General features: G+C 55.5%; 11 protein-coding genes. 5 read left to right on the forward strand and 6 right to left on the reverse strand.

The window, feature by feature from the left end:
* Positions 1-4 precede the first annotated feature (4 nt).
* The 3 genes from LRR79_RS08945 to LRR79_RS08955 all read right to left on the reverse strand — a co-directional run bounded on the left by LRR79_RS08945 (position 5) and on the right by LRR79_RS08955 (position 5,562).
* Positions 5-2,179 (reverse strand): glycoside hydrolase family protein, encoded by a 2,175-nt coding sequence (locus LRR79_RS08945; protein ID WP_231756880.1) that lies wholly within the window; start codon positions 2,177-2,179, stop codon positions 5-7.
* A 252-nt stretch (positions 2,180-2,431) separates the two neighbouring features.
* Positions 2,432-4,462 (reverse strand): NADPH-dependent 2,4-dienoyl-CoA reductase, encoded by a 2,031-nt coding sequence (locus LRR79_RS08950; protein WP_231760009.1) that lies wholly within the window; start codon positions 4,460-4,462, stop codon positions 2,432-2,434.
* A gap of 209 nt (positions 4,463-4,671) precedes the next feature.
* Positions 4,672-5,562 carry a LysR family transcriptional regulator gene (locus LRR79_RS08955; RefSeq protein WP_231756881.1) on the reverse strand — a complete coding sequence of 297 codons (891 nt, stop codon included), beginning with the start codon at positions 5,560-5,562 and terminating at the stop codon, positions 4,672-4,674.
* Positions 5,563-5,767: 205 nt separating this feature from the next.
* Here LRR79_RS08955 and LRR79_RS08960 point away from each other — a divergent pair, with 205 nt between their 5' ends.
* Genes LRR79_RS08960 through LRR79_RS08980 form a run of 5 tightly spaced genes read left to right on the forward strand, consistent with a single transcriptional unit; the run spans position 5,768 to position 10,368 of the window.
* Positions 5,768-6,439 (forward strand): histidine phosphatase family protein, encoded by a 672-nt coding sequence (locus LRR79_RS08960; protein ID WP_231756882.1) that lies wholly within the window; start codon positions 5,768-5,770, stop codon positions 6,437-6,439.
* 33 nt (positions 6,440-6,472) lie between these two features.
* Positions 6,473-7,696, forward strand: a complete 1,224-nt coding sequence (locus LRR79_RS08965) for an acyl-CoA dehydrogenase family protein (RefSeq protein ID WP_231756883.1) — start codon at positions 6,473-6,475, stop codon at positions 7,694-7,696.
* Positions 7,697-8,746, forward strand: coding sequence for a phosphotransferase (locus LRR79_RS08970; RefSeq protein WP_231756884.1), 1,050 nt, complete (start codon positions 7,697-7,699; stop codon positions 8,744-8,746).
* Between the two features lie 48 nt (positions 8,747-8,794).
* Positions 8,795-9,571: an SDR family oxidoreductase gene (locus tag LRR79_RS08975; RefSeq protein ID WP_231756885.1), complete on the forward strand. Its 777-nt coding sequence runs from the start codon at positions 8,795-8,797 to the stop codon at positions 9,569-9,571.
* Between the two features lie 2 nt (positions 9,572-9,573).
* Positions 9,574-10,368: an SDR family NAD(P)-dependent oxidoreductase gene (locus LRR79_RS08980; RefSeq protein WP_231756886.1), complete on the forward strand. Its 795-nt coding sequence runs from the start codon at positions 9,574-9,576 to the stop codon at positions 10,366-10,368.
* A 21-nt stretch (positions 10,369-10,389) separates the two neighbouring features.
* Here LRR79_RS08980 and LRR79_RS08985 read toward each other — a convergent pair whose 3' ends face one another.
* The 3 genes from LRR79_RS08985 to LRR79_RS08995 form a co-directional block, all read right to left on the reverse strand.
* Positions 10,390-10,860: a hypothetical protein gene (locus LRR79_RS08985; RefSeq protein ID WP_231756887.1), complete on the reverse strand. Its 471-nt coding sequence runs from the start codon at positions 10,858-10,860 to the stop codon at positions 10,390-10,392.
* A complete protein-coding gene (locus tag LRR79_RS08990) occupies positions 10,857-11,564 on the reverse strand; it encodes an RNA polymerase sigma factor (RefSeq protein WP_231756888.1) in 708 nt (235 codons plus the stop codon). Before LRR79_RS08990 ends, LRR79_RS08985 begins: the two co-directional genes overlap by 4 nt.
* A 152-nt stretch (positions 11,565-11,716) precedes the next feature.
* Complete coding sequence (locus LRR79_RS08995; protein ID WP_231756889.1) at positions 11,717-12,037, reverse strand: DUF6116 family protein; 321 nt, start codon at positions 12,035-12,037, stop codon at positions 11,717-11,719.
* Between the last annotated feature and the right edge of the window lie 93 nt (positions 12,038-12,130).

Genomic DNA, 12,130 nt, shown 5'->3' on the forward strand with positions numbered 1-12,130 from the left:
TTCCCTAAGGGCTCAGTACATGTTGTAGCATCGCGACACTCGTCGTTTTACCCGAGCTCCCGGTGATGCCGATAACCTTTCCGGAGAACTGTTTTCTTGAGTATCGTCCGATATCAAGTATTGCTTTACGTACTTCACTTACCAGCAATGTGGGGATCGAATCTTTCGACGTATATTTTGGGTTGTCCGTTATTACTGCCTGCGGTGTATAGCGCAGGTTTCGAATTTGTGTGGGGTGGATAAATCGTTTGTCATTTTCTGGTCGCAATACCACCATATTTCCTGGCTGCATTCCCGGTGAGAAAATGCATAAGCCGGTTGCGCACCAGGACTGCCGGGGCGCTTTCAACCAGCTTCCCGATGTGGCCTCCTGAAGATTATGCATGTTCCAATTATCAGACATTGGAATTGCGCGACTTTCTACAGCCTTTTTCTTCGGAAATTGCATGTTGCTCTCAACCGGTGGCTTCGGTGGGTTTTCTACTATTGTCGCATTCGTATTGCTGCTTTTGACTGCTTCCAGTAGGTGATTCCGATAAGCGATGAACCCTGACAGATAGTGCTCGACATCATCAATACGCACACGGAATGCGTGATGGCGGATAAAGAAGCTGCCCGTTATCCGCTTCGGATTGCCGAAGAACATTGCATATTCCGGCCAGTAGAACCCATTCAGCAGATATTTAGCGCGGCTATGGAGTGCTTTGTAGAACTTGTCAAGATTCAGCTGCCGCAGCAGGTGGCTGAATTCTGGTTGTTCTCGCAGCCGTGAAACCATTTTTTCCGCGGCCATCATGAGCTCGAGAAGTGTCGGGAAAGTGGTGATTCTTTCCAGTACAAAGTCAAGGTACCCGGCGACGTTCTGAATCCCGAACTGGTAGTACTTTTCGTTGGGACGATAGAGTGTCAGCTCATTCACACAATAGCTGAGCCAGTGGTCATGGGCTTGCCAGTGTTTATTGTCGATAAAGTAATCGAACGCTTTTTCTACCACCTGAAGCCATCGCTCATCTTTTGTCAGTCCATACAGGCGCATCAGACCGAAGGCCGCCTCGCCGTCGTAGTAAATAATTCGGAACTCTTCTTTAACGGCGAGTTCTGGAAATTGGAGTACATGGACAAACTTCCCTGTGGTCTGGTCTTGCATGAACTGGATACCCAGTGCCAGTGCCTCGAGTAGATCCAGGTACTTGTCGGTTCCGGTAACTTCAGAATATTTGGTAAGGGCCAGTAGGCAGACCGCGTTACCCCCCAGTTTTATTTCACCATTTGCTTCCAGGAGGAAGGCTGCGTTTTCGCCGGTTGGTGTCGGTGTAAACCGGATCAGCTTCTCGGTGAGATAGTTTAAGGCGCGGTCAATCGCGCGCTTCATCCCGGGATCCCTGGTGACCTCCCAGGCTTCGGTCAGCGCATAGATTGAACTGGTATGGCGCAGAGTGTTGTAGGTATTGATAGGACGATCGAAGCAGCAGTGCCAGCCATAGTAGAACCGCCCGCTGGCTCGTACCTGGCTTGCCAGATATTTACCACTGGATTCAATCAGATGGTAGGTGGAATTCTTATCGAGCGCTTCAATGATCCTGCGGCCTGCATTTCTGCCCGGTCCATACAGGGGCTGTGGCGGTGTTTTGGGATCCAGATAGAGACCTTCGGTACTGAGTACGGTGACGGGGCTATGGTCATCAAAATCGAGTGGAGTTTTCTTGCTGAACCGGACGTCGGTATACGCGCGAAATTTTTGCTGGTTGACCACGACATGGTGAATTTTGTTTCCACCGTAAAGCATGGCATTTCCATTCAATTCCTGTTCGAGGAAGGCGACTTTACAGTTGGGGTCCAGTGCCAGCCCGTAACGGAAGTAGCCTCGCTTGGTGTTTTTAAAGCGTTCGTTGAGCGTCGCCCAGGTAATGGCTTCCCGTTGTGTTACCCAGTCTACGCGGAACCAGGTCGGAGTCATTTTTGCGCTCTTTGCCAGTTTTCGCGCCTGGTTGGCCAGTGTTAACCAGAGAGCGTCGATATCGGCTGCGGATCCGTGACATACCTTGGCGCGCTGTTCCCCATCGCTGACCGAGAAGAAAAGGGTATAAGGCGGGCTTTGTTGCGCGAGTTTCTGGACAACCAGAGGTTTGGCGCGCATGAGTAGCTCTGAAAATGAAATCGCAGTTGTACTGGAGGCCATACCGGAAACAGTCCCTGTTGATCGTTATTGTCGGGGAGGGAATACCTGGCTTGTGAGAGGCTTCGTTAAGCCTCGGAGTGCCATATCCGCGTCCCTGGCGGATTATTCCGTACGATAGAGTATAGTCGGCTTCTCCAATTCTGCTGCGGTGACAGCGGGTGAGGGCGCTCGGAAGGGTAGCGGTGGGATGGCCGACGAAAGGAAAGCAGCAGGGGCCTCGGCCAGGCTCCCTGCTGTAGTGGAGTTTTTCCGTTATAGCGCCGCGGCCACTCGTGAGCCTTGATCGATTGCTCGTTTGGCATCTAGCTCTGCCGCTTCATAGGCGCCACCAATCAGGTGGCTGACCTGGCCACGGGCCTGCAACTGGTCGTGCAGGGTACGCAGGGGTTCCTGCCCGGCGCAGATCACGACATTGTCAACTTGCAGCACTTTTTCCTCGTCCCCCAGTCGAATATGCAAACCCTGGTCATCGATCTTCAGATAGGTCACCCCTGCGAGGCTCTGGACATTGCGGTGCTTCAGACTGGTGCGATGAATCCAGCCGGTGGTTTTACCGAGACCTGCGCCGACCTTTGAGGACTTGCGCTGCAACAGGAAGATCTGGCGGGGGCTGCTCACCGGCTGTTGGGGCTTCAGGCCGGCGCGGTGATCCAGCGCAATATCCACGCCCCATTCATCGAAAAACTCATCCTTGTTACTCGCGATCAGTTCCTCGGCATGATCTTCGCTGTGAGTGAGGTACTCCGCGACATCAAAGCCGATGCCGCCGGCGCCGATAATGGCCACGGATTTACCGACCGGTTTCTTGTCTTTTAGCACCTCGAGGTAGGTCAGTACCTTGGGGTGGTCGATGCCTGTAATGGGTGGCTTGCGCGGGGAGATGCCCGTGGCAATGATCACTTCATCAAATTCTGCCAGGTTTTCCGCGTTGGCGACGGTGTTAAGCCGTACATCGACACCTGTCAGCTCCAGTCGGCGTTTGAAGTAGCGCAGCGTTTCTTCAAATTCCGCTTTGCCTGGTATTTGTTTGGCAATATTGAACTGGCCGCCTACCGTGTCACTCGCTTCAAACAGGGTTACCTGGTGTCCGCGTTCTGCAGCGACAGTCGAGGCCGCGAGACCAGCGGGGCCCGCGCCTACCACGGCGATTTTCCTGGCGCTTTCCACCGGTAGGTAGTTCAGCTCTGTCTCATGGCAGGCGCGTGGATTGACCAGGCAGGATGTGAGTTTCAGCTCGAAAGTGTGATCCAGACAGGCCTGGTTACATCCGATACAGGTGTTGATTTCATCTGCGCGGTTTTGCGCTGCTTTGTTGACGAATTCTGCGTCTGCGAGGAACGGGCGTGCCATGGATATCATGTCGGCCTTGCCCGCCGCCAGTACATCTTCACCGACCTGTGGCATATTGATTCGGTTGCTGGTGATTACCGGTACCTTCAAGTGCTGTTTTACCTTGGCGGTGATGTCGGCAAATGCGGCGCGGGGGACGCTGGTGGCAATGGTGGGCACTCGCGCTTCGTGCCAGCCGATACCGGTATTGATAATGGATGCGCCAGCCTGTTCGATGGCCTGACCCAGGGCGACCACTTCATCAAAATCACTGCCGCCTTCTACCAGGTCCAGCATGGACAGGCGATAAATGATAATGAAGTCGTCCCCGACGGCCTCGCGGATTCGGCGTACGATTTCAATGGGTAGGCGAGTACGGTTTTCAAAGCTGCCCCCCCAGCGGTCGTCCCGGTGATTGGTGCGGGTGACGATGAACTGATTGATAAAGTAACCTTCAGATCCCATTACCTCCACTCCGTCGTACCCTGCTTCCCTGGCGAGGGTTGCACAACGCACGTAATCGTCGATCTGCTGCTCTACCTCGGCGTCGCTTAGCGCTTTGGGAGTAAAAGGGTTGATTGGCGCCTGAATCGCGGAGGGGGCTACCAGGTTGGGGTTATACGCGTAACGGCCCGCGTGCAGTATCTGCATGCAGATCTTGCCCCCTTTGCTGTGCACCGCTTTCGTAATCGACTTGTGCGCTTCAGCTTCTTCTGCGGTGGTCATCTTCGAAGACCCTTGAAACACCCCACCTTCCTCATTCGGCGCGATACCACCGGTTACGATCAGGCCAACGCCACCGCGCGCGCGCTCACCATAGAATGCCGCCAGGCGATCGAAACCGCCGGGGTGCTCCTCGAGGTTGGTGTGCATCGAGCCCATAAGGACGCGGTTTTTGAGCGTGGTAAAGCCGAGGTCCAGTGGGGCAAGAAGGTTCGGGTAGGCGTTTGTCATGGTGGTCATTCTCTTTGTGTCCGACTCTTGTGGGGCGACGGGGCCTGATGGGAGTACACAGTTTCTCAGGTTTATATGCAAAAAGTTGCATATCATGCTTCAAGGATAGCAACTGTCTGCGAGGGCCCGCAGTGACCAATCCGATCGAATGCTCTGGCTTTCAGCGCTATATGACGATTGCCGGCAGTGGTATTGCCTGGGCTTGCGTTTCAGCCGAACAGGTGGAGCACCTGTTGCCGGAGCCAGCGATTGGCCCCTTCCTCGTCCTGACTGCGATGCCACAAGAGGTGCCAGTCCATCTGAGGGATCTGAAAGGGTAGCTCGAAACACTTCGCCGGATATTGCTGCGCCAGACTGACGGGTACCGTCAGCGCGAGATCCGTCTTCATCACCACCAGTGGTGCGACCCGGTAGTGCTGTACGCGCAGCTTGATCTTACGCCGCCGCCCCAACTTATTGAGAGCAATATCTGCTATGCCCGGGCCGCTGCGGCGGCTGGAGACATGGATGTGCTCCAGTTCCAGGTACTGCTCCAGGGTCAGGTTAGTCTGCTGTGCGAAAGGGTGGTCCGGACGCAACATACACTGATAGCGGTCTGCAGAGAGGCGCTGCTGATTCAGCTGGGTGGCGGAGATCATCGGCACGTCCAGGGCGAAATCCAGGCTATTCGCTGCCAGCTCCTTTGCCAGCTGGTCCCGTGGTACGTAGTAGGACTCCACGCTGATGCCCGGCGCCACCTGTTGCAGGTGCTCCAGTAGCCGCGGCAATACCAGTGTCTCGGCCATATCGTTCATGGACACCCGCAGCGTTTTCTCCGCCGTCTTCGGCTCGAATTGGTGGTGTTCCGCTACGCTGCTGCCCAGCAGGGTCAGCGCCTGCTGTACCTTCGGCATGATGTGCTCTGTCAGTGGTGTCGGGCTCATACCGTTGGGTGTGCGGATAAACAGCTGGTCGTTCAGCACCCGGCGCAGGCGTGCCAGCGCATTACTCACCGCGGGCTGGGTGATGTGCAGGCGTTCGGCGGCGCGGGTCAGATTGCGGGTGTTGTAAATCGCATCCAGTACCGGGAAGAGATTCATATCCATCTGCTGTAACTGCACGGTCACTGCTCCCCCTCAGGTATTCAAAGTGGTATCACTGCTGTGAATGTTTCGATATTTACATAATAAACTTTAATGATCCATGGCGAATCGCTAGCGTAGCTTCCAATGAAGCGCCGGCGGCCCGGTCCCAGACTTGAGGTCGTTCGAGGAACAGATTGGACGGATTTGCGCAGGCGTGCGCTATGCAAGAGGAGGAAGAGCCGTGCCGGAGATATTTGTGGTACGCCACGGCCAGGCGTCATTCGGCAGTGAAAACTACGATCGGCTTTCGGATCTCGGTTGGCAGCAGGCCCGCTGGCTCGGCGAGTACTGGGCAGGCGAGGGGCATCGATTCGATCGTATTGTCAGTGGTGATCTTCAGCGCCATCGGGAAACTGCGTTGGGTATTTGTGAGGGGCTTGGCCTGGAAGACCGGGCCGTGGAAGAACTGCCGCAGTTGAATGAGTTCGATTTCAAGCGGGTCATGGGAGCCTACGGTGAGAAGAACCCCCAGGCGGCACCACAGCAGGGCGCAGTGCGGGCAGACTACTACCGGTTTTTGAAAATGGCCATGCACGCCTGGTCCAGCGGTGAAATCGACGGCGCCGAAAGCTGGCAGCAGTTTGAACAGCGGATCGAAGAGGTGTTGGGAGTGTTGTCAGCCGGAGTGAAGGGCGGGCGGACCCTTGTGGTGAGTTCCGGCGGCGCCATTGCGATGATGGTGCGCCAGATTCTCGGAGCTCCTTCTCACAGCGTGACCCAGCTGAATATGCAGATAAAAAATACGGCAGTTACCCACTTTTTCGCCGGGCGCAGCGGGGTAAGTCTGCACAGTTTCAATCATGTCCCGCACCTGGATAACCGTTTACGCCGGGAATTCATTACCTACAGCTAACAAATTAAACGTGAATAAACTGGAAAGATCGCGATGAATTTTGACTACTCCCCGAAGGTAACTGATCTACTGAATCGTTTGAAAAAGTTTATGGCGGAGGAGGTATTCCCCGTTGAGCGGACCTATTACCAACAGCTGGAGGAGGACCGCTGGGGTGAACCGCCTATCATGCAGACTCTCAAGCGCAAGGCGAAAGATGCGGGGCTGTGGAATCTTTTTCTACCGGATGACGGATGGGGCGCAGGGCTGACCAACCTTGAGTACGCTCCACTCGCGGAGGAGATGGGGCGGGTGGGGTTCTCGTCCGAAATATTCAACTGCAGTGCGCCAGATACCGGCAATATGGAAGTACTGGCTCAGTACGGGTCTCCACAGCAGCAGGCGCGCTGGCTGAAGCCACTGCTTCAGGGGGAAATTCGCTCCGCCTTTGCAATGACCGAGCCGGAAGTCGCCTCGAGTGATGCCACCAATATCGAAACGAAAATTACCCGCGACGGTGATGACTATGTGATCAACGGGCGTAAGTTCTATATCAGTGGCGCGATGAACAGGCGCTGTGAAATCATGATTGTGATGGGAAAGACCGCGCCAGACTGCGAGGACCGGCATCGACAGCAATCTCAGATCCTGGTCCCCATGAACACTCCCGGTGTCCAGATCGTTCGCCCGATGCGTGTATTTGGCTACGATGACGCGCCGGAAGGCCATGCGGAAATCGTTTTCGACAATGTCCGTGTGCCGAAAGAAAACCTGATTCTTGGTGAAGGGCGTGGCTTTGAGATTGCACAGGGACGCCTTGGGCCCGGTCGCATCCATCACTGTATGCGCCTGATAGGACAAGCACAACGCGCACTGGAAATGATGTCAATGCGCGCTGAAAGTCGAGTGGTCTTCGGCCGCCCGATGATCAAGCAGGGCTCGGTGCGTGAGGATATTGCGACCTCGGCCTGCGAAATAGAGCAGGCGCGTTTATTGACCCTGAAGGCTGCAGATCAGATGGACCGGTATGGTAACAAGGCGGCTCGTGATCTGATCGCCATGATCAAAATCGTCGCGCCGAAGATGGCATGCAGAGTGATCGACCGTGCAATCCAGATCCATGGTGCTGCTGGGTTGGGGCAGGACCTGCACCTTGCTCGGGCCTACAGTTACGCGCGCACCATTCGTATTGCAGATGGACCTGATCAGGTGCACATGATGCAGCTTGGTCGCAATCTGGCCGCCGCTTACGCTGCCACCGCGCAACAGGAGGGGTGAATGACGGAAGCAAACCACGTGGGCCTCGTAGGGCAGCTGGATATAGAAAACTTGCGCCGATACCTGAGAGAAATTCTCCCCGGTTTTGACGGTGTGGTGCGGGCGACGAAATTCCCCGGAGGGCAATCCAATCCCACCTTCAAGGTGGAAACTGATGCGGGCCTCTATGTACTGCGACGGCAACCGCCGGGGAAACTGCTGAAATCTGCCCATGCGGTAGACCGTGAGTTTCGTGTGATGCGCGCACTGGCAGGTAGTGATGTACCTGTACCGAACGTTTTTCACCTGTGTGAAGATCGCGACGTGATCGGTTCGATGTTCTATGTCATGGAGTACTGTGGCGGCCGGATATTCTGGGATGCTGCACTGCCCGAGCTCGATTGCAATGAGCGTACCGGGCTCTATGACGAAATGAACCGGGTACTGGCGGCGCTCCATAGCGTCGATGTCGAAGCGGTCGGGCTATCGGATTACGGCCGGCCGGGTAACTACTTCGAGCGACAGTTCGACCGATGGCATGGACAATACCGCGCATCAGAACTGCAAACCATCGATACGATGGATCAGCTGATTCGGTGGCTGGGTGACAACCTGCCCGAAGACGATGGCCGGGTAGCGCTGGTGCATGGGGATTATCGTCTCGACAACATGGTGTTCCACCCTGTTGAACCCCGCGCTATTGCAGTGCTTGACTGGGAGCTGTCTACCCTGGGGCACCCGTTTGCCGATCTTGCCTATCAGTGCATGCAGCTGCGTATGCCGGCGGACAGTGGCAACATTTCCGGATTGATGGGTGTGAACAGAGCAAAACTTGGCATACCCAGCGAGCGGGAATATGTGGCACAGTATTGCGAGCGGATGGGCATCACGGGTATCGACAACTGGGCGTTCTATCTCGCGTTCAGCTTTTTTCGGCTCGCGGCAATCATTCAGGGCGTCGCCAAACGTGCTCAGGAGGGCAATGCATCCAGCAGCGATGCAGCGAAGCTCGGTGCGTTTGTTGCGCCTCTGGCTGCCCTGGCAATGAATGTCATTGAGAAAGAGTCTTGAAGAAAAATAAAAATCATCATTTACAACACTATGCGTCGGGAGAGTTGAATGGCGACCAAACTGTTTGATCTGAGTGGGAAAATCGCGCTGGTGACTGGAGCCAGTCGGGGTATTGGCGAGGCCACTGCCAAGCTGCTGGCGGAGCAGGGTGCGCACGTGCTGGTATCCAGTCGGAAAATCGATGGGTGCCAGGCGGTAGCGGATGCGATTAACGCAGCCGGTGGCAAGGCAGAAGCGATTCCCTGTCATATCGGCAATATGGGGGATATCGAGCAGGCTTTCGAGCATATCCGGAAGTACTACGGCAAGCTGGATATTCTGGTAAATAATGCAGCGACGAATCCCTACTTTGGACATATTCTGGATACAGACCTGGGGGCATTTGAGAAGACAGTTGCGGTCAATATCCGCGGCTATTTTTATATGTCGGTGGAAGCCGGAAAACTCATGCGGGAAACTGGTGGGGGCTGTATCGTAAATACGGCATCCATCAATGCGTTGCAGCCCGGTGTGGGGCAGGGCATCTACTCCATTACCAAAGCCGCAGTGGTCAATATGACCAAGGCATTTGCCAAGGAGTGTGCGCAATTCAATATCCGGGTGAATGCGCTACTGCCTGGCCTCACCAAAACCAAGTTTGCCGGAGCATTATTTTCCCACGAAGAGATTTACAATACTGCTATCAGCCATATTCCAATGCATCGCCACGCCGAGCCGGATGAAATGGCCGGTACCGTGTTGTACCTGGTATCTGATGCCGGTAGTTACACCAATGGCGAATGTGTCGTAGTGGACGGCGGCCTGACTGCCTGCGGAGGGCTCTAACCATGGCGGCGATTCAACGAGACCCGATACTGGACTTCACGGGGAAAGCGGCGCTTATAACCGGCGCTGCCAGCGGTTTCGGCGCATTGTTGGCCGAAGAACTGGGGCGGCGTGGCGCGCGCCTGGTGCTTGGGGATATCAATGACGCCGGTCTGGCGCCGGTGGTTGAAAAGCTGACCCTGCTCGGCGCTGAAGTGCGGGCGATTGCCTGCGATGTGTCGGTGGAAGCTGATTGCGCCGCAATGGTTGCACTGGCTGAGGAAAGCTTCGGCGGCTTGGATATCGCGGTCAATAATGCTGGTATCGCGCCGCCACTGCAGTACTTTGAAGAAGTGGACGAAGAAACCTTCGACCTGCAACATCGGGTCAATGTGAAAGGGGTCTTCTTTGGAATGAAACACCAGCTTAAGCGGATGCGGCGTCAGGGAAGCGGTGCGATCCTGAATGTCAGTTCCATGGCCGGAATTGGTGGTGCGCCGAAAGCTTCACCCTATGCGGCAGCCAAGCATTCGGTGGTGGGGCTCACGCGTACCGCGGCGGTTGAGTACGCCCGGCACAACGTGCGTGTAAACGCCATATGTCCCTTCTTTACCCTGACACCCATGATTACCGGAATGCAGGCCCCCGAAGGTTTGACTCTGGAGCAGGTGCACGCGGTCTTCGCCGCAGGGTGCCCGATGAAACGGCTGGGGAAACCTGAGGAAGTCGTCAGCGCGATGTTGATGATGTGCTCACCGGCGTTGACCTATGTAACCGGGCAGACACTCGCTGTGGATGGCGGAGTGTCTGCCTTTTGACCTGCAATGGCGGTGACCGGATCAGGGTAGGATGCGGCAATGTTGCCGGGCTTTGCTGACCAGGTCGTCAGGCAGGCTAGCCTTCGCTACCGAATGTTTCTGGCGCCGCCACTCTGCACACAGCTGCATGTAGCTGCCGGCGTTCACTTCCGTTCGCAGCGTGTGCCACGGGTCGGTATTGACCTTGATGGTAGCGGGTTTTGCCCGGTAGCGCTCCAGTCCTCGGGGAGTCGTGTGGTCACCCTCAGGGAGGGCAACTCCACCGGGTGCCGCACCGATATACTGCGCCGGGTGCAGCAGAACGATCACGATCGCCAGAGCACTACAGGTGGACGCGGCTTTGGAAAGCAGGCCGCCGCTTTGCCGGCGTGATCGCGGTTTCAGGGGTTTTACACCGCGAATACCTGCGAGTATTTTGTCATCCAGCGCGACAGGGGCCCGAAGTTCTTCGACAGCGCGCCGATACGATGTTTCCCAGTGATCACTACTCATGCTCGCGCTGCCTCAACCGAAGAATTCGCCGTGGTGGGGTTGCCTGTACCTGAGCCATCCGAAGATTTGCGGGGGCTCCATGGGAAGCGCGCTCGCGACTTGCGGGGAGCTTCCGCACGCTCGGTCGTTACTTGCGCGGCCGCTTCCATTTCCGCCGCCTCTCTGGCGAGTGTGATACTGGATTTCCAGGGTTTACGGACACTGCCGTGGAGGTTAAAGGCTACCGATTGGCGCCCGTGTGCGAGCTCCTGCCGGCACACCGATAAAGAAATTCGCTCGATGTCAGCAATGGTGGCCAGGGACAGCTTACATTCATTAAACAGCAGGAAAATATTCCGCTGTCGGCGCGGCAACTGCTGTACCGCACTGAGTACATCAGAGGACTCAACAGCGGACTGTAACGGCGATTCCGCTGCACCATCTGCTTTCACATTTGGATCAACGGTATTGAGCACTTTATGCAGCCGGGTATAGAGCCAGTTCTTCAGACGCTGGCCGTGCAGGCTCGGCGGCTCCTGCAGCAGCGTGAGCCAGAATTCTTCCATGAGCAGATTGCAGCGCTCCAGATTCATCTGCGCGCAGTAGCGAAACAGTGGATCCCTGTAGCGTTGGTAAATTTCACGAAAAGCTTTTGGATTACGTGTACTGCGATACTGCTGCAGTAAGTCTTCATCACTGAGACTGCACAACTTCTCCGCAAACATGGGATTTGCCTCCTTGGCTCCAATTCCCAATGTTAATTACTCGGTTGCACACCTCCCGAAGGTTCCGTTCCGGGAGTACATCAATGAACCAGTAAATTATCTGTTAACTTTATTCCGCCGCAGTGTCGATTCGGCGAATACTACCCTCTGACTCAGTGTTTTCCGTATTTTGAATTTTCTACAGACGTCGTATTTGCGCTGCTTTTCTGGCTGGGAGACTTCTCTGCGGTTCCTGTTACAACTTTTTCATTACGCTGCGGTGGGTCCCTGAGCTCATCGCGACGTTTGCGCCAGGAGGCAAGGAAGATCGTTCCCAGTCCCAGCAGGATCTCATCCACAAAGGGAAGAAAATCGGGAATGATCAGGTCGATCAGAAACAGGGCGCAGATCCATTTGAATAACTGCGGGTGCTTGAGTTTACGCGCGTAATTGAGAAACCAACCGACAAAGGCGCTGGGAAGTACACGCTTCATAAACTGTGTAAAACTGCTTTGAGGACCGTGTTGGGAGTATAGCGCGGGGCGGCTAGACCGGTATCCGGGCAAAAGGTTCCGTGTATGAAAAAG

The sequence above is a fragment of the Microbulbifer elongatus genome (assembly GCF_021165935.1).
Classification (GTDB): Bacteria; Pseudomonadota; Gammaproteobacteria; order Pseudomonadales; family Cellvibrionaceae; genus Microbulbifer; species Microbulbifer elongatus.